General features: G+C 66.6%; 16 protein-coding genes. 5 read left to right on the forward strand and 11 right to left on the reverse strand.

What is annotated here, in order from left to right; all coding sequences use genetic code 11:
* Entirely contained in the window at nt 1-732 is a 732-nt protein-coding gene (locus tag ACIIOY_RS12560; RefSeq protein WP_411035013.1) for a L,D-transpeptidase, read from the forward strand.
* Between the two features lie 3 nt (nt 733-735).
* Here ACIIOY_RS12560 and ACIIOY_RS12565 read toward each other — a convergent pair whose 3' ends face one another.
* Nucleotides 736-1,098 (reverse strand): VOC family protein, encoded by a 363-nt coding sequence (locus tag ACIIOY_RS12565; RefSeq protein WP_411035014.1) that lies wholly within the window; start codon nt 1,096-1,098, stop codon nt 736-738.
* A gap of 9 nt (nt 1,099-1,107) precedes the next feature.
* Nucleotides 1,108-1,596, reverse strand: coding sequence for an SRPBCC domain-containing protein (locus ACIIOY_RS12570; RefSeq protein WP_411035015.1), 489 nt, complete (start codon nt 1,594-1,596; stop codon nt 1,108-1,110).
* Between the two features lie 71 nt (nt 1,597-1,667).
* On the opposite strand from ACIIOY_RS12570, the gene ACIIOY_RS12575 reads away from it, so the two are divergent.
* On the forward strand, nt 1,668-1,991 hold the full coding sequence (locus ACIIOY_RS12575) for an ArsR/SmtB family transcription factor (protein ID WP_411035016.1): 324 nt from the start codon (nt 1,668-1,670) through the stop codon (nt 1,989-1,991).
* A 6-nt stretch (nt 1,992-1,997) separates the two neighbouring features.
* On the opposite strand, the gene bla is transcribed toward ACIIOY_RS12575, so the two are convergent.
* Entirely contained in the window at nt 1,998-2,891 is an 894-nt protein-coding gene (bla, locus tag ACIIOY_RS12580; protein WP_411035017.1) for a BKC/GPC family carbapenem-hydrolyzing class A beta-lactamase, read from the reverse strand.
* Between the two features lie 123 nt (nt 2,892-3,014).
* Nucleotides 3,015-5,318: a Tex family protein gene (locus tag ACIIOY_RS12585; protein WP_411035018.1), complete on the reverse strand. Its 2,304-nt coding sequence runs from the start codon at nt 5,316-5,318 to the stop codon at nt 3,015-3,017.
* A 217-nt stretch (nt 5,319-5,535) separates the two neighbouring features.
* Between ACIIOY_RS12585 and ACIIOY_RS12590 the strand changes: the two genes are divergently transcribed.
* The 3 genes from ACIIOY_RS12590 to ACIIOY_RS12600 all read left to right on the forward strand — a co-directional run bounded on the left by ACIIOY_RS12590 (nt 5,536) and on the right by ACIIOY_RS12600 (nt 9,973).
* Nucleotides 5,536-6,585: a polyamine ABC transporter substrate-binding protein gene (locus ACIIOY_RS12590; RefSeq protein WP_411035019.1), complete on the forward strand. Its 1,050-nt coding sequence runs from the start codon at nt 5,536-5,538 to the stop codon at nt 6,583-6,585.
* A complete protein-coding gene (locus ACIIOY_RS12595) occupies nt 6,572-8,935 on the forward strand; it encodes a putative bifunctional diguanylate cyclase/phosphodiesterase (protein ID WP_411035020.1) in 2,364 nt (787 codons plus the stop codon). The genes ACIIOY_RS12590 and ACIIOY_RS12595 overlap by 14 nt, the downstream gene beginning before the upstream one ends.
* Nucleotides 8,936-9,004: 69 nt before the next feature.
* Complete coding sequence (locus ACIIOY_RS12600) at nt 9,005-9,973, forward strand: glycerophosphodiester phosphodiesterase family protein (protein ID WP_411035021.1); 969 nt, start codon at nt 9,005-9,007, stop codon at nt 9,971-9,973.
* A gap of 4 nt (nt 9,974-9,977) precedes the next feature.
* On the opposite strand, the gene era is transcribed toward ACIIOY_RS12600, so the two are convergent.
* From era to ACIIOY_RS12635, 7 genes are all read right to left on the reverse strand, one after another.
* Nucleotides 9,978-10,922: a GTPase Era gene (gene era / locus ACIIOY_RS12605; RefSeq protein WP_411035022.1), complete on the reverse strand. Its 945-nt coding sequence runs from the start codon at nt 10,920-10,922 to the stop codon at nt 9,978-9,980.
* 8 nt (nt 10,923-10,930) lie between these two features.
* Nucleotides 10,931-11,650, reverse strand: a complete 720-nt coding sequence (gene rnc / locus ACIIOY_RS12610) for a ribonuclease III (RefSeq protein WP_411035023.1) — start codon at nt 11,648-11,650, stop codon at nt 10,931-10,933.
* The gene (lepB, locus tag ACIIOY_RS12615; protein ID WP_411035024.1) at nt 11,647-12,417 is read right to left on the reverse strand and encodes a signal peptidase I; all 771 of its coding nucleotides are present in this window, start codon (nt 12,415-12,417) and stop codon (nt 11,647-11,649) included. The genes rnc and lepB overlap by 4 nt, the downstream gene beginning before the upstream one ends.
* A gap of 75 nt (nt 12,418-12,492) precedes the next feature.
* Nucleotides 12,493-12,903 (reverse strand): holo-ACP synthase, encoded by a 411-nt coding sequence (acpS, locus tag ACIIOY_RS12620; protein WP_411035025.1) that lies wholly within the window; start codon nt 12,901-12,903, stop codon nt 12,493-12,495.
* The gene (locus ACIIOY_RS12625; protein ID WP_411035026.1) at nt 12,900-13,499 is read right to left on the reverse strand and encodes a DUF2062 domain-containing protein; all 600 of its coding nucleotides are present in this window, start codon (nt 13,497-13,499) and stop codon (nt 12,900-12,902) included. Before ACIIOY_RS12625 ends, acpS begins: the two co-directional genes overlap by 4 nt.
* 107 nt (nt 13,500-13,606) lie before the next feature.
* Nucleotides 13,607-13,759: a DUF3563 family protein gene (locus ACIIOY_RS12630; protein ID WP_411035027.1), complete on the reverse strand. Its 153-nt coding sequence runs from the start codon at nt 13,757-13,759 to the stop codon at nt 13,607-13,609.
* Between the two features lie 169 nt (nt 13,760-13,928).
* Entirely contained in the window at nt 13,929-16,160 is a 2,232-nt protein-coding gene (locus tag ACIIOY_RS12635; protein WP_411035028.1) for a RelA/SpoT family protein, read from the reverse strand.
* Nucleotides 16,161-16,232: the final 72 nt, after the last annotated feature.

The raw sequence follows: 16,232 nt of genomic DNA on the forward strand, positions 1-16,232 counted from the left end.
ATGTGTGTGTCCCGCGTCCGCGCTCGCGCGGCTCTCCGCCCTCTCGCCCTCCTCGCCCTTGCCGCCATGCTCGCCGGCTGCGCCACCACCGCCAGGCCGGTGAAGAAGGGGCCGGACCCGATCCATGTCGCGATGTACGGGCCGCATCCGGACGAGCGCTTCCCGCTGCCGGCGATGGACATCAGCCGGGTGGACCCGAAATACTTCCGCCAGCAGGTGGCCTACCAGACCGCCGAGCCCGCCGGCACCATCGTCGTCGACACGCAGAACCGCTTCCTCTACCTCGTGCAGGGCGAAGGCATGGCGATGCGCTACGGCATCGGCGTCGGTAAGTCCGGGCTGGAATTCGAGGGCACGGCGCGCATCGGCCGCAAGGCGGAATGGCCGCGCTGGACGCCGACGCAGAACATGATCGAGCGCGAGCCGGAGCGGAACCTCAAATGGGCGGGCGGCATGGAACCGGGCCTGACCAACCCGCTCGGGCCGCGCGCGCTCTACCTCTACAAGGACGGCAAGGACACGCTCTTCCGCATCCACGGCACGTCCGAGCCCTGGTCGATCGGCAAGGCGGTGTCGAGCGGCTGCATCCGCCTGTTCAACCAGGACATCATCGACCTTTACGGCCGCGTGCCGACCGGAAGCCGCGTCGTGGTGCTGCAACACCAGGCACCAGCCGACGAGGCGGTGCCGATGGCCGCGGCCGACGGCCTGACGCCGCCGGCCGCCATCTGACCGCTACCAGGCGTCGGGCTCGCGCACCATGTGCACGATGCCGGCCGGGTTCATGATCCAGCCGCCGCGGAAGCCCTCGCCCAGGTCCTCGACGGCGTCGCAGCGCACGACGCCGCTCTCTTCCAGGTGGGCGAGCGCCGCCTCGTGGTCCGGCGTGAAGAGCTCGAGCCACAGTTCGGCCTGGCTGTAGTTCGGCGCCTCGTCGATCCACAGCCGGTTCGGGCCGAGGAGGAAGCCCCTGGCCGGAACCTTGTCGTCGAACGGCTGGAGACCGACGACGTCGCGATAGAAGGCGATCGTCGCCTCGTACTGGTGCGACGGCACCTTCATGGCGATGTCGATGCCGCCCGTGATCTGCGCAGTCATGATGCCCTCCTAGGTGAAATCCTGTTGCTCGGACGCGACGACGCCCTTCATCTCGCTCGGGTAGTAGCCCTCGCGCAGGTTGATGCCGTATTCGACATAGGCCTTCATGCAGGCGAGCATCTGCGACCAGCCCTCGCAGTTCATGTAGGAGGACTTTTGGCCGCGCTCGTTCTCGCGCCAGCCCGTCTCGGCGATGGTCACCATCGTCCCGCCGTCCTCCAGCGGCCTGAAGCGCATCTCGACGCGCGTCTTGTAGGGCTCCTCGCCTTCCTCGACCATCGCATCCCAGCGGAAGACGATGAGCGCGTTCTCCTCCACCTTGTCGACGATGACCGGGGCCATGCCCCACCAGGTGACCGTCGTGCCCTCGACCAGCGGGGCGCTGGCCCCGCCGATCGTCGTGAAATAGCCGCTCAGCTTTTCCGGGTTGACCACGGCGTCGAAGACCTCGGCGACCGGCTTTCCGATCCGCCCGTTCACGCGAAATTCCAGCGTCATGCCGTCCTCCTTCGGGGCGTACCGCCCTCCCTCGTCTTGTACCCGGTCAAAATATGTTATAAAAATATAACATGTCAAGCGAATCGAAAGAGGACGCCGTCTTCAAGGCGCTCGCCAATGCGAAACGGCGGCAGATGCTGGATGCGATCAGGGACGCGCCGCTCACGACGGGGGCGCTGTGCGAGCGGTTCGCCGACATGGACCGCTGCACGGTGATGCAGCACCTCAAGGTGCTGGAAGAGGCGGACCTGATCATCCCGCGCCGCGAGGGGCGCGAACGCTGGAACCACCTCAACGCCCTGCCGATCCAGGCGATACACGACCGCTGGATCAGCCAATATGCGGGGCACGCGATGAACGTGCTCTCGGCGCTCAAGGGCGAATTGGAGGGATGAGGAGAATCAGACCTCGGCGGCGATGCGCCCGATCCCGGCGATGACGGCGTTGCGCGCGTCGCCGGAGATGCCCGGCATCTCGCAGAAGGCGGCGACGATGACCGCGCCGCGGTCCGGCGACCAGGCGACGGCGACGTCATTGGCGTTGCCGTGCTTGTCGCCGTTGGTGCCCGTCTTGTCGCCGGTCATCCAATCGGCCGGGAAACCGGCGCGCAGCCGCGCGTCGCCGGTCTTGTTCATCACCAGCCAGGCGGCGAGCTGCGCCTTCGAGCGTGCGGAAAGGACGTCGCCGAAGATCAGCTTGCGCAGCGTCTCGGCCATGGCGGCGGGCGTCGTCGTGTCGCGCTCGTCGTCCGGCGCTTCATGATAGTTGAGCGTCGGCTCGGTGCGGTCGAGGCGCGTCACCTCATCGCCCGCCCCGCGCAGGAATTGCGTGACCGCCTTCGGCCCGCCGAAGGCGGCCAGCAGCAGGTTCGCGGCGGCATTGTCGCTGAGCGTGATCGTCGCCTCGCACAGTTCGGCGATCGAGATGCCGGCGCCGCCGACGCGTTTCTCGACCACCGGCGACCAGTCCACGAGGTCGGACGCCTTCACCACGATGCGCCGGTCGAGCGTCTCCTCCTCGCGGTCCACGCGGGCAAGGACATGCCCCGCCAGCAGCGCCTTGAAGGTGCTGCACATCAGGAAGCGTTCGTCGACGCGGTGGCCAAGCCGCGCGCCCGTCGCGAGATTAAGTATGGCAACGCCGATGCGGCCCTCGTGGCGCGCCTCCAGCTCGGCAAGCCGTTCCTCGAGTGCGCCGCCGGCCGCGGCACCGGCCGTTCCGGCGAGCGCGGAAACCGCGGGAACGGCAAGGAGAGCGCCGGCAATCGCCTGCCGGCGTGAAATCGTGATCGTCATGTCCATTTTCCTGTCTGTCAGGCCCCGGAGGCGCAGCGCGCCTGCCCACGCCGCGACTATGCAAAAGCCGGCGGATCAGGACAAACGACGATTTCTGCCGGCAGCCATTAGGAAAACTTGGGCTTATTTCCGCTTCATCGCCTCGGCGAGCGCCGCGCCGAGCGCGCCATGCGACGGGGCCTGCGGCTTCGGCTGGCCGGGCCTCTGCTTCGTCGGCGCGTTCCTGTCGCTCCGCGGGGCGTTGTCGCGGGCGGCGGGCGCCGCGCCGTCCTTGCGCATGGAAAGGCCGATGCGCTTGCGGGCAACGTCCACCTCGGTGACGCGCACCTTCACGACGTCGCCGGCCTTCACCACCTCGTGCGGGTCCTTGACGAAGCGGTCGGCGAGCTGGGAGACGTGCACGAGGCCGTCCTGGTGCACGCCGATGTCGACGAAGGCGCCGAAGGCGGCAACGTTCGTCACCGTGCCTTCCAGCAGCATGCCGACCTTCAGGTCCTTGATGTCGTCCACCCCTTCGGCGAAGGTCGCGGTCCTGAATTCCGGGCGCGGGTCGCGGCCGGGCTTTTCCAGCTCGGCGAGGATGTCCCTGACGGTCGGCAGGCCGAAGCGCTCGTCGACGAAGAGCCGCGGATCGAGCTTCTTCAGCGCCGCGCTGTCGCCCATCAGCGAGCGCACGTCGCGCCCGCAGGCAGCGACGATCTTCTTGGCGACGCCATAGGCCTCCGGGTGCACCGACGAGGCGTCGAGCGGCTCCCTGCCGTTCGGGATGCGCAGGAAGCCGGCGCACTGCTCGAAGGTGCGCGCGCCGAGGCGCGGGACCTTCATCAGTTCCTTGCGGCTCTCGAAGGGGCCGTTGGCGTCGCGGTGCGCGACGATCGCCTCGGCTGAGGATTTTCCGAGGCCGGAGACGCGGGAAAGCAGCGGCGCGGAAGCCGTGTTGAGGTCGACGCCGACGGCGTTCACCGCGTCCTCCACCACGGCATCGAGCGAGCGCGAGAGCTTGCCCTGGTCGACGTCGTGCTGGTACTGGCCGACGCCGATCGACTTCGGCTCGATCTTCACGAGTTCGGCGAGCGGATCCTGAAGCCGCCGGGCGATGGAGACGGCCCCGCGCAGCGAGACGTCGAGGTTCGGGAATTCGGCCGCCGCCGCTTCCGAGGCGGAATAGACCGAGGCGCCGGCCTCCGAGACGATGACCTTCGTCGGCTTCGGCGCGGGAAGCTGGGCGAGCATGTCGGCGACCAGCTTTTCCGTCTCGCGGCTGCCGGTGCCGTTGCCGATGGCGATCAGCTCGACCCTGTGCTTGCGGATGAGGCTCGCAAGCTCGGCCTGCGTGCCGCGCACGTCGTTCTTCGGCGGGAAGGGATAGACCGTCGTCGTCTCGACCACCTTGCCCGTGTTGTCGACCACCGCGACCTTGACGCCGGTGCGGATGCCCGGGTCGAGGCCCATCGTGGCGCGGCTGCCGGCAGGGGCGGCGAGCAGCAGGTCCTTGAGGTTGCGGGCGAAGACGCGGATCGCCTCCTCCTCCGAGCGCTCGCGCATCTCGCGCATCAGGTCGAGGGAGAGCGACATGGAGAGTTTTACGCGCCAGGTCCAGCCGATCACGTCCGAAAGCCACCTGTCGCCGGGCTTGCTGCCCACCGCGTAGAACGAGGCGATGATGCGCTCGACGGGCTTGACCGGTTCGGTGCTGTCCTGGTCCACGACGATGTCGACCGAAAGGACCTCCTCGTTCCAGCCGCGCAGCATGGCGAGCGCGCGGTGGCCCGGCACCGTCGCCCAGCGCTCGGCGTGGTCGAAATAGTCGGAGAACTTCGCGCCGGCCTCCCCTCTGCCCTCCACCACGCGCGAGCGCAGGAACGCGTTGTCCTTCATGTAGTCGCGCAGGCGCTTCAGGAGGTCGGCGTTCTCCGTCATCTGCTCGGCGACGATGTCGCGCGCGCCTTCGAGCGCCGCCTTCACGTCCGGCACGTCGGGGGAAAGGAATTTTTCCGCCAGTTCCGCCGGCACCGCCGCGCGGTCGGCGAGGATCGCGTCGGCGAGCGGGCCGAGGCCGCGTTCGCGGGCGATCTCCGCCTTGGTGCGGCGCTTCGGCTTGTAGGGCAGGTAGATGTCCTCCAGCTCGGCCTTGGTCGTGACGGCGGCGATCCTGGCGGCAAGCTCGTCCGTCAGCTTGCCCTGCCCCGCGATCGATTCGAGGATGGAGGCGCGGCGGGCCTCCAGCTCGCGCAGGTAGGTGAGCCTTTCGGAGAGCACGCGCAGCTGCGTGTCGTCGAGGCCGCCCGTCGCCTCCTTGCGGTAGCGCGCGATGAAGGGCACGGTCGCGCCCTCGTCAAGCAGCGCCACGGCGGCGGAGACCTGCGCGGCGGTCGCCTTGATCTCGGCGGCGATCAGGTTCGCGATCTTGAGCGGTGTCGGGGCCATGTCGAACTCCTCTGCGTGGCGCGGGCGGCGACCATAGTGAGCGCCCGCCCGCAAGCCAACCGCGGGCGGGCGCACCGGCGCCCACGTCCACAATATATCATTGCCGGGCCCGCGCCGCGCCGGGGCCGGCGGGCACGATGGCGGGCGACCCGGTTGTAACGCTTCATAAAGCCTTGCCGGCTATCCTTTGCGCTGTAACGGCAACGGGGCCTTCGGCATGCGCGGCGCATTTCTTGCAGCAGTCTCATCGACGGTCCTTGCCGCGGCCGCCCCCGCCGGCGCGGCGACGCTGAACCTCCTCATCTGGGAAGCCTATATCGACGAGCAGATCCTCGCCGACTTCACGGCGAAGACCGGCGTGGAGGTGCGGCAGACCTTCTACGACAGCGGCGATGCGCGCGACGAGATCTTCGCCGACCCCAACAGCAACGTCGACGTCGTCGTGACCAACGAGAACGGCGCGAAACTCTACGGAAACCGCGGCGTCATCGTGGCGCTCGACACGACGAACGTGCCGGCGCTGAAGGACTATGCGGACAGCTGGTCGAAGCGCTGCGGCGGCTATGGCGTGCCCTATCTGTGGGGCACGATGGGCATCCTCTACCGCTCCGACAAGATCGCCACGCCGCCCTCCTCCTGGGCGGACATCATGAAGCCGGCGGAAAGCCTGCGCGGCCACATCGCCATGTACGACGACCATGCCGAGGCCTTCGTCGCCCCGCTCGTGCTGCTCGGCAAGTCGGTGAACGCCAACGACAACGAAACGCTGAAGGCGGCCTACGAGCTGATGAAGGCGCAGGCGCCCTACGTGCTCACCTACGACTACGTCATCACCTCGATCCAGAGCGCCGACAAGGGCCCCGACATCCACATGGCGCTCGGCTACAGCGGCGACCAGTACACGCTGAACGACAAGGTCTCCTCGCCGGGCCTCTGGCGCTATGTCGTGCCGAAGGAAGGCACGCTCTCCTGGCTCGACTGCATCTCCGTCAGCGAGCGCTCGAAGAACAAGGACCTCGCGCTGAAGCTCGTCGACTTCATCAGCAACGCCGAGAACGGCGCGCGCAACGCCATCAAGCTCAACATGCCGACCGCCAGCACCGCCGCCCTCGCGCTGCTGCCGGAAGACGTGCGATCCAATCCCGAAATCTATGCCGCACCGGAAATCCTGGCGAAGAGCCAGCTCCAGGAGGAGCTGACCGTCCAGTCGGTCCAGGCCCGCCGCCGCATCATCAGCAGTCTGGCCCAGCTCAGTGACGCTCGGTAAACGCGCCCTCGCCCTCATCTTCCCGGTCGTGCTGGCGGGCTACGTGCTCGCTGCCTCCCTCATCTACTATGTGCAGAGCGCGTCCATCCTCGGGCTGGAGCGCGCCCGCCTCTGGCAGCAGATGGGCCTGCTGACCGCCCTCTTCCAGAACGAGGTGACGCAGAACCGCAGCCTGATCTACTCGCTCGTCGAGGGCGATGCGGTGCGCCTCTTCGTCAACGAGCAGGATGCGGGCTACCGCAACACCGCGCTCGGCGTCCGGCTGCAGCAGAGCATCACCTCGCTTTCCGACGACCGCAAGAAATTCATCTCGGTCGCGATCATCCGCCCGCCGCTGACGGTCGACTACTACTACGAGGACAGCGACGACCCGTTCGCCGAGATCACCGAGCAGCAGCTCGCGCACGCCCGGCAGGTCATCCAGAGCCCCCGCCTGTCCACCTGGGCCTATCTCAACGCGGGCGGCATCGAGCCGCTGATCGTGCATTCCGAGTTCATCGATCCGCTCACCTTCAAGCGGCCCGTGGCGAGCGCCAAGAGCAGCGCGATCCTCGTGCAGACGGCGGTGCGGCCGAAGGCCTTCCTCGACATGAAGCGGACCCTGGAGAAGGAATACGGGGCGACGATCGAGATCGGGCAGCACCAGTTCCTCGCGCAGGGCGCGCTTTCGGCCACCGCGACGCTGAGCCCTTCGCTCTTCGCCCGCCTGACGCCGGAGCCGTCCTTCCTCGAAGGCCGGCTCTGGGCGCTGAAGACGCTGCTGGCCTTCGGCGCCATCGCGCTCAGCCTGTGCACGATCGGCCTCGTGCTGCTGCTCGTGCGCCGCTACATCACCAACCCGATCGCCCGCCTCGACCGCCAGCTCACCGACGTGATGACCGGCAATCGCAGCGCGCTGCCGGAAATGAGCGAAGCCGGCGAGATCGGCCGCCTGTCGGCGAACGTCAAGCGGCTGCATGACCATTCGATGCGCTCCTTCGACCTCGTGCAGAACGCCTCCTGGACGGATACGCTGACCGGCATCTCCAACCGCGAATATTTCAACATCCGCTCGACGCAGATCATCGAGCAAGCGGAAGCCGAGGATATCGGCTGCACGCTGCTCTTCATCGACGTCGACAATTTCAAGTTCGTCAACGACAAGCACGGCCACAAGATCGGCGACGAGCTCCTGAAGACGCTCGCCGCCCGCATCTCCGCCATCGTCGAGCGCGTCGTCGCCGAACGCGGCCTGCCGAACGGCCTCTTCGCCCGCCTGTCCGGCGACGAGTTCGCCATCATGCTGCGCTGTCAGCCGGGCAGCGGCACGATCACGGAGATCTCGGGCGAGATCCTCGCGCTCTTCGCGGAAGGTTTCGAAGTGCTGGACAAGGCCTATCCGGTCACGGCCAGCATCGGCATCGCCGTCTATCCCGAGGACGCGCGCACCCTGCCGGAGCTCATCGCCAATGCGGATGCGGCGATGTACCAGGCGAAATCCCAGGGCAAGAACGGCTCGGCCCGCTACTCGCGCTCGCTGCACGAAAAGCGCAACCGCCAGCGCCGCATCGAGGAGGAGCTGCGCGTCCTCAGCCCGGACGAGGAATTCCACCTCGTCTACATGCCGATCGTCGACGGCCACGGCAAGGTCACGGGCTGCGAGGCGCTGCTGCGCTGGAATTCCCCCCTGCTCGGCCGCGTCACGCCGGACGAATTCATCCCGATCGCCGAGACGACGGGCCTCTTCAGCAAGATCGACTGGTGGGTGATCGACCGGGCGATGGCGGAATACGGCCAGATCAAGAAGCTCTTCGGCGCCGAAACGATCCTCTGCATCAACATCTCGTCGGCCGAGCTCTACACCAAGTCGATCAGCGATCATTTCTGCGAGTGCGCCGACCGCCACGGCATCGATGCGCGTATGATCGAGATCGAGCTGACGGAGACTTTCGCCGTCAAGCTCGGCGAGCAGTCGCGCCGCAACATCGAGATCCTGCGCGGGCGCGGCTTCCGCATCTCGATCGACGACTTCGGCGCGGGCTATACGTCCGTGCAGCAGATCATCGAATACCCGGCCGAGACCATCAAGCTCGACCGCGAGCTGGTCGAAAGCCTCACCCGCTCGGCCGCGCTGCCGACCTTGCGCGCCCTCATCGCGCTCTGCCATGCGCAGGACATGTCGGTGATCGCCGAAGGCGTGGACACGACGGAGAAGATGGCGCTGCTCGCCGCGGCCGGCTGCGACCTCTACCAGGGCTACCTCATCAGCCGCCCCCTCGCCCTCGACGAGCTCGGCATCTGGGCCATGCAGCGGCTGGTGGAAAAGGCCCGCGAAATCACCAAGATGCCTGAACAGCGCGCCCGCGCCTGATACTTTTTCACGACTTGCCGTCCCTCCTGCAGGCCCCTATCACTTTGCCGGGGCCGCAGGAGGAGCTTTATGAGGAATGTGCCGATCTTCTTGCTGGGCATCGCCCTGCTCGTCTGGTCCTTCAACAGCTCGCTGATCGCGAGCGCGCCGGAAGGCGAGACGAAGCTGCTCGCCCATCGCGGCGCGCACCAGACGTTCGGCCACGAGAACGTCGGGAGCGACACCTGCACGGCGGCGCTCATGGACCCGCCGGCCCACAACTTTCTGGAAAACACGATCGCCGGCATGCAGGCCGCCTTTGCGGCCGGCGCAGACGTGGTCGAGATCGACGTGCACCTGACGCCCGACAAAAAGTTCGCCGTCTTCCACGACTGGACGCTGGACTGCCGCACGAACGGAACCGGCGTGACGGAGGAGACCGACAGCACCACGCTGAAGACGCTCGACATCGGCTACGGCTATACGGCAGACGGCGGCAAGACCTATCCGTTCCGCGGCAAGGGCATCGGCCAGATGCCGATGCTGGAGGAGGTCTTCGCGGCCGGTCCGGCGGGCGGGCTGCTCATCAACTTCAAGAGCCGGCGGGCGGAGGAAGGCGAAGCGCTCGCCGCGCTGCTGAACGCCAATCCGGCGTGGCGGGAGAAGGTCGTCGGCGTCTATGGCGGGACGGAGCCGACGGAAGCCGCGCTGGCCGGGCTTGCCGGCCTCAAGGGCTATACGGGCAAATCCGCCATGGGCTGCCTGCTGCGCTATCTCGGCACCGGCTGGATCGGTTACGTGCCGGAAGCCTGCCGCAACACGCTGGTGCCCGTGCCGAGCAACTATGCCTTCCTGCTCTGGGGCTGGCCGAACCGCTTCCTGACACGCATGAAGGACGCCGGCAGCGAGGTCATCCTCATCGGCCCCTACGGCGGCGAAGCCGGATCGACCGGCATCGACACGACGGCACAGGTCGAGGATCTGCCGCAGCCGTTCCCCGGCTATGTCTGGACGAACCGGATCCTTGAGATCGGACCGGCCGTGAAGGCGCAGCCGTAATCGGTCAGGAGGTCGGGAAATCGAGGCCCATCTCGCGGAAGCGGGCCGGGTCGTCGCCCCAGTTCTCGCGCACCTTCACGAAGAGGAAGAGGTGCACGGGCTGTTCGAGGATTTCCGACAGCTCCTTGCGCGAGGCCATGGAGATCGCCTTGATCGCCTCGCCGTTCTTGCCGAGCGCGATCTTCTTCTGGCTGTCGCGCTCGACATAGATCACCTGCTCGATGCGCACGGAGCCGTCCTTGCGCTCCTCCCACTTCTCCGTCTCGACATGGGAGGAATAGGGAAGCTCCTGGTGCAGGCGCAGGAACAGCTTTTCACGCGTGATCTCGGCGGCGAGCTGGCGCATGGGAAGGTCGGAGATCTGGTCTTCCGGATAGTACCACGGCCCTTCCGGCAGCGCCGCCGCGAGATGGTCCATCAGGTCCCCGCAGCCCGAGCCGGTCAGCGCCGAGACCATGAAGGTGCGCTCGAACGCCACGGCCTCGTTGGCGGCCGCGGCGAGCTTCAGGAGGTCTTCCGGCTTCACCCGGTCGATCTTGTTGAGGACGAGGATCTTCGGCTGGCGGACCTCCTTCAGGCCCTCCAGGATGGTCTCGGCATCGCCCTTCAGGCCCCGCTCGCTGTCGATCAGGAACAGGATCACGTCGGCATCCCTGGCGCCGCCCCAGGCGGTGGTGACCATGGCGCGGTCGAGCCGGCGGCGCGGCTTGAAGATGCCGGGCGTGTCCATGAAGACGATCTGCGCGTTGTCGTGGATGGCGATGCCGCGCACGATGGCGCGCGTCGTCTGCACCTTGTGGCTGACGATCGTCACCTTGGCGCCGACGAGGCGGTTGACGAGCGTGGACTTGCCGGCGTTCGTCGCGCCGATCAGCGCCACGAAGCCCGAGCGGGTCGCGCCCTCACCGGCGCTGCCGTTCTCGGCGGGGTTTTGGTTTTCTTCCGTCATGATGTCCGTCAATCCGTGACCTGGCTTTTGGGCCAGACGCCTTCGCGTTCCAGAATTTTCGTCGCGGCCGCCTGCTCGGCGGCCCGTTTCGAGCGGTCGATGCCGGTCTCCGGCTGAACGCCCCTGATCTCCACCGTCACGGTGAAGCGGGGATCGTGGTCCGGGCCCGAGCGCTCGTCCACCCGGTAGCTCGGCGTCAGGCCGAACCTGGCATGCGCCCATTCCTGCAACTCGGTCTTGGCGTCGCGCCGCGCCCCCTCGGCGCGGGCGGCCTTCGCTTCCCAGTTGCGCAGGATGAAGCCGCGCGCCGCCTCCAGCCCGCCGTCGAGGTAGATCGCGGCGATCAGCGACTCTACCACATCGGCCCTGACATTCAGCATGGCTTTGCCGGTGAGCTTCTTGACGTCCGCGCCCGTGCGGATGAAGCGGTGCAGGCCGAGGTCGTCGGAGACGGCCGCGCAGCTTTCGGCGCTGACGAGCTGGTTGAGGCGGACCGAAAGCTCGCCCTCCTTCGCCTCGCGAAAGGTGCGGAACAGCATCTCGGCGACGCAGAGCCCGAGCACGCGGTCGCCCAGGAATTCCAGCCGCTCGTAGTCCACGCCCTTGCCGGGACGGGCGCTCGAATGGGTGATCGCCCGGTCGAGGCGCTCCTTGTCGGTGAAGACGTAGCCGATCAGGTCCTCGAGGACTTTGCGGTTGGCGTCGTTGAGCGGTATGGCGCCCTTCATTCAACGACCTTGAAGAGGCGGTCCCAGCGCAGGTTCGCCGGCCATTTCCAGACCTCGCTGAACGAGGTGTCGTTGCCCAGCGAGAAGAAGATCAGGCTCGCGCGGCCGATCAGGTTCTCCGCCGGGACGAAGCCCACGTCGAAGCGGCTGTCGGCCGAGTTGTCGCGGTTGTCGCCCATCATGAAATAGTGGCCTTCCGGCACGATGAACTCGCGCGTGTTGTCGCCGACCGTGCCCGGACGGGTGTCGAGCGTGTCGTAGGAGACGCCGTTGTCCATCGTCTCGCGGAAGATCGGCACGTTCTCGCCGGTGTCGTACTGGTCGTCGGCGCGGAAGAAGCCGTTATGCTCGCGCTTCACCGGCACGCCGTTCACGTAAAGCTCGCTATCGCGCACCTGGATGCGGTCGCCCGGCAGGCCGACGAGACGCTTGATGTAGTCGATGTCCGGGTTCGGCGGGAAGCGGAAGACGACGATGTCGCCGCGCTCCGGCTCGCTCGCGAAGATGCGGCCGGAGAACAGGTTCGGCGAGAACGGCAGCGAATACTTCGAATAGCCGTAGGAGAACTTGTTGACGAAGAGATAATCGCCGACGAGCAGCGTCGGCATCATCGACCCGGAGGGGATGGTGAAGGGCTGGAAAAGCACCGTGCGGATCACGACGGCAAGCAGGAGCGCCTGAACGATGACCTTGACGTTTTCCCACAGGCCGCTCTGGGCCTTCTCAGTCTTCTCTGCCACGCCGGACTTTTCCTTATCTGCAAACATGGGGCTCTCTATAGAGGAAAGGTTGCCTGTTGGAAATCGTATCGGTCAAAAAGAGACGGGACGGTGCAAGCCCCCTCATCCGGCTGCGCTCCCCGGCAGGGCCTCGATGATCACGAAAGCTTGTGCGAGCGGGTAGTCGTCCGTGATGGTGATGTGGATGCGCGCCTCGTGGCCCTCGGGAAGAAGCTGCTTCAGCTTTTCGAGCGCGCCGCCGGTGAGCCGCATGGTCGGCTTGCCGCCCGGCAGGTTGACGACGCCCATGTCCTTCCAGAACACGCCCTGCGCCAGCCCCGTGCCGAGCGCCTTGGAACAGGCCTCCTTGGCGGCGAAGCGCTTGGCATAGGACGCCGCACGGTTCTTGCGCCCGTCGGATTTCGCCCGCTCGATCTCGGTGAAACAGCGCTCCGTGAAACGCTCGCCGAAACGCTCCAGCGACTTCTCCACCCGGCGGATGTCGATGAGGTCGCTGCCGATGCCGATGATCATGGGGACGTGTCTCCGCGGGAAAGGACGGGCGCCTGGGCGGCCGACAGAAGGCCGGCGCGTTCCAGCAGGCGCGCATGGCGCCGCGCCTTGAAGGAGCGCACGGCAAGACGCGTCACGCCGTAAGCGAGGGATGCCGCCGAGGCACCGAGGATGCCGGCGCCGACGAGCATCGGCTTCAGCACCGGCTGCCAGAGCTCGGCAAGTTCGAGATGCTCCAGCATGTGGAAGAGCTCGGCGGCCGAGACCGCCTGCGCCGGCTGGACGGCGAGCAGCCCTTCGCCCAGCCGGAACGTGGCGAGGGCGATGAACGGAATGGTCAGCGGATTGGCGAGGGTCGTGGCGAGCGCGGCGGCAAAAAGGTTGCCGGCCACCAGATAGGCAAGCGCAAGGGCGAGAACGACATGGAAGCCGAGGAGCGGCGTGAAGGCCGAGAACGTGCCGGCGGCGACACCCGCAGCCACCGCATGGGGCGACGCCGAAAGGCGCAGGATTCGCTTGGCGAGATAGCGCGCCGGGCGCGTAACCCCCTTGCGCGGCCAGAAGAATTCGCGCAACCGGTCCGGCCAGGAGGCCTTTTTTCGGCGTCTGAACAACATGGGCCAGACATAGCCGATCCCTTGGTGGCATTTCAATGGCGCCCTCATGGCGCCATAGGCAGCGGCGCCGTGGCGCAACGGCGTGCGCCACACGGACTTCCCGGAACTCAGTAGGTCTTGCGGAAGAGGCCGCGGTCGATCTGACGCTGGCGGTATTCCAGGTCGATGCGGTCGATGGCGCCGTTGAGGTAGGCGGTTTCGCGCTCTTCGGCGCTCGGGATGCGCAATGCGCGGGCAAAGTTCTTGAACTGCTTCAGCATGGTAAACCTCGTTCGGTTGACCTCCCGATGCAGAAGATAGGTTCATCGCCCCGCAGGCACCAGCGACACTATTCCAATACTGCCATGCATATGGCGCATAACGACTGGTCAAAACTTGGGCAAACCTGCCTCAACGGAGGCAGGCTGCCGCAAATTTGCATGGAACCCGTCACTCGAAGACGCGGCTGATCGTGGAAACGCACTGGAGTTCCTTCAGTTGGCCCATCAGCTGGTTGAGCTGGCGGAGGTCCCAGACCTCCAGGTCGATATGCACCTCGGTGAAATCCGCGGCGACCCGCGTCATCGACATGGAGCGGATGTTGATGTCGCTGGTGGCGATCGTCTGGGTCACCTCGGCCAGCGTGCCGGGTTCGTTCAGCGCGTTGATCATGATGCGCGCCATGAAGCGGGTGTTGTTCGCCTCGTCGAGGTCCCAGCGCACGTCGATCCAGCGTTCCGGCTCGTCGTCGAACTTCTGCAGCGCCGGCGACTGGATGGGATAGATGGTGATGCCCTTGTCCTTCTCCATGATGCCGACGATACGGTCGCCGGGAACGGCGCCGCCGGCGGAGAAATGCACCTCGGCATTGCCGGAAAGGCCGCGGATCGGCAGGGCTTCCGGTCCGGCCTCCCCTTCCTCGCGCTCGAGCGCCGCCTTGGTCTTGCCCGGCAGCTTGAAGACCATGCCGGCGGCGCTGCGCATGTTGAACCAGCCGTCCTCGGAGCTCGGCTTCACCGTCACGCGCTCGTCCTGGTAATCCGGGAAGGCGGCGCGCAGCACGTCGAGCGAGGAGAGCTCGCCGCGGCCGACCGCGGCGATGGCGTCTTCCACGTCCTTCTGGCCGAGCCGGTGCAGGACCGGCTTCAGCCCGTCGCGCGAGAAGGTCTTCCCGGCGCGGTCGAAGGTGCGCTCCAGGATGCGGTAGCCGAGGCCGGAATATTGCTTGCGCACGGCCGCGCGGGTGGCCCTGCGGATGGCGGCGCGCGCCTTGCCGGTGACGACGATCTCCTCCCAGGCCGGCGGCGGCACCTGGATGCCCGAGCGGATGATCTCCACCTCGTCGCCGCTGTTAAGGCGCGTGACGAGCGGCATGATGCGGCCGTTGATCTTGGCCCCGACGCAGGTGTCGCCGACATTCGTGTGCACGGCATAGGCAAAATCGATCGGCGTCGCGCCGCGCGGCAGCGTGATGAGCTGGCCCTTCGGCGTGAAGGTGAAGACCTGGTCCTGGAAGAGCTCGAGCTTCGTATGCTCCAGGAACTCTTCCGGATTGTCGCCCTCCGCCAGCGCCTCGATCGTCCGGCGCAGCATGGCATAGGCGTTGGAGCGCGGCGATTGCGTGCGCTCCTCGCCGTTCACCACTTCCCGGTCCTTGTAGAGCGAATGGGCGGCGATGCCGTATTCGGCGATCTCGTGCATGCGCCTTGTGCGGATCTGCAGCTCGATGCGCTGGCGCGAGGGGCCGACGATCGTCGTGTGGATCGACTGGTAGTCGTTCTGCTTCGGCGTCGAGATATAGTCCTTGAAGCGCCCCGGCACGACGCGCCAGCGGGTGTGCACGATGCCGAGCGCCGCATAGCAGGCGGGTATGTCGTTGACGAGGATGCGGAAGGCGTAGACGTCGGACAGCTGCTCGAAGGACAGCGACTTCGACTGCATCTTGCGGAAGACCGAGTAGGGCTTCTTCTGCCGCCCCTTGACCAGCGCCTCGGAAAGGCCGTTCGCCACCAGCAGCTCGCGCAGCTCGTCCTCGATCTTGCGGATCAGGCCCTCGTTGCGCTGGGACAGCTCCTCCAGCTTGCGCGTGACGGTCTCATAGGCTTCCGGGTTGATGTAGCGGAAGGAGAGGTCCTCCAGTTCCTCGCGCATGTCCTGCATGCCCATGCGGCCGGCCAGCGGCGCATAGATGTCCATCGTCTCTTCCGAGATGCGGGCGCGCTTTTCCGGCGACATGTGGTCCAGCGTGCGCATGTTGTGCAGCCGGTCTGCGAGCTTGACCAGCAGCACGCGCACGTCGTCGGAGATGGCGAGCAGGAGCTTGCGCAGGTTTTCCGCCTGCTTGGCCTTCTTGGAGACGAGGTCGAGCTTCTTGATCTTGGTGAGGCCCTCGACCAGCGCGCCGATGTCCTCGCCGAACAGCTCGTCGATCTCGGCGCGCGTCGCGCTCGTGTCCTCGATCGTGTCGTGCAGCAGCGCGACGGCAATCGTCGATTCGTCGAGGCGCATGTCCGTCAGGATGGCGGCGACCTCGAGGGGATGCGAGATGTAGGGATCGCCGCTCGCCCGCTTCTGCTTTCCATGCTTCTGCATCGCATAGACGTAGGCCTTGTTCAGCAAGGCCTCGTTCGCATCGGGCTTGTACTTCTGAACCCGTTCGACGAGTTCATATTGGCGCATCATCCTCGGTCGGCTCCTCCCCGGCTTGAAGCGGGGCAAAGAAAAAGTGCGCCCCGACCTTAAGAGGGGCGCACC

It is taken from the genome of Shinella agrisoli (genome assembly GCF_046557955.1).
Lineage (GTDB): Bacteria > Pseudomonadota > Alphaproteobacteria > Rhizobiales > Rhizobiaceae > Shinella.

What these genes read in the sequence shown, in the direction of transcription:
- ACIIOY_RS12560 (WP_411035013.1), top strand. Translation starts at nt 1, where the DNA reads ATGTGTGTGTCCCGCGTCCGCGCTCGCGCGGCTCTCCGCCCTCTCGCC.
- ACIIOY_RS12565 (WP_411035014.1), bottom strand. Translation starts at nt 1,098, where the DNA reads ATGACTGCGCAGATCACGGGCGGCATCGACATCGCCATGAAGGTGCCG.
- ACIIOY_RS12570 (WP_411035015.1), bottom strand. Translation starts at nt 1,596, where the DNA reads ATGACGCTGGAATTTCGCGTGAACGGGCGGATCGGAAAGCCGGTCGCC.
- ACIIOY_RS12575 (WP_411035016.1), top strand. Translation starts at nt 1,668, where the DNA reads ATGTCAAGCGAATCGAAAGAGGACGCCGTCTTCAAGGCGCTCGCCAAT.
- bla (WP_411035017.1), bottom strand. Translation starts at nt 2,891, where the DNA reads ATGACGATCACGATTTCACGCCGGCAGGCGATTGCCGGCGCTCTCCTT.
- ACIIOY_RS12585 (WP_411035018.1), bottom strand. Translation starts at nt 5,318, where the DNA reads ATGGCCCCGACACCGCTCAAGATCGCGAACCTGATCGCCGCCGAGATC.
- ACIIOY_RS12590 (WP_411035019.1), top strand. Translation starts at nt 5,536, where the DNA reads ATGCGCGGCGCATTTCTTGCAGCAGTCTCATCGACGGTCCTTGCCGCG.
- ACIIOY_RS12600 (WP_411035021.1), top strand. Translation starts at nt 9,005, where the DNA reads ATGAGGAATGTGCCGATCTTCTTGCTGGGCATCGCCCTGCTCGTCTGG.
- era (WP_411035022.1), bottom strand. Translation starts at nt 10,922, where the DNA reads ATGACGGAAGAAAACCAAAACCCCGCCGAGAACGGCAGCGCCGGTGAG.
- rnc (WP_411035023.1), bottom strand. Translation starts at nt 11,650, where the DNA reads ATGAAGGGCGCCATACCGCTCAACGACGCCAACCGCAAAGTCCTCGAG.
- lepB (WP_411035024.1), bottom strand. Translation starts at nt 12,417, where the DNA reads ATGTTTGCAGATAAGGAAAAGTCCGGCGTGGCAGAGAAGACTGAGAAG.
- acpS (WP_411035025.1), bottom strand. Translation starts at nt 12,903, where the DNA reads ATGATCATCGGCATCGGCAGCGACCTCATCGACATCCGCCGGGTGGAG.
- ACIIOY_RS12625 (WP_411035026.1), bottom strand. Translation starts at nt 13,499, where the DNA reads ATGTTGTTCAGACGCCGAAAAAAGGCCTCCTGGCCGGACCGGTTGCGC.
- ACIIOY_RS12630 (WP_411035027.1), bottom strand. Translation starts at nt 13,759, where the DNA reads ATGCTGAAGCAGTTCAAGAACTTTGCCCGCGCATTGCGCATCCCGAGC.
- ACIIOY_RS12635 (WP_411035028.1), bottom strand. Translation starts at nt 16,160, where the DNA reads ATGATGCGCCAATATGAACTCGTCGAACGGGTTCAGAAGTACAAGCCC.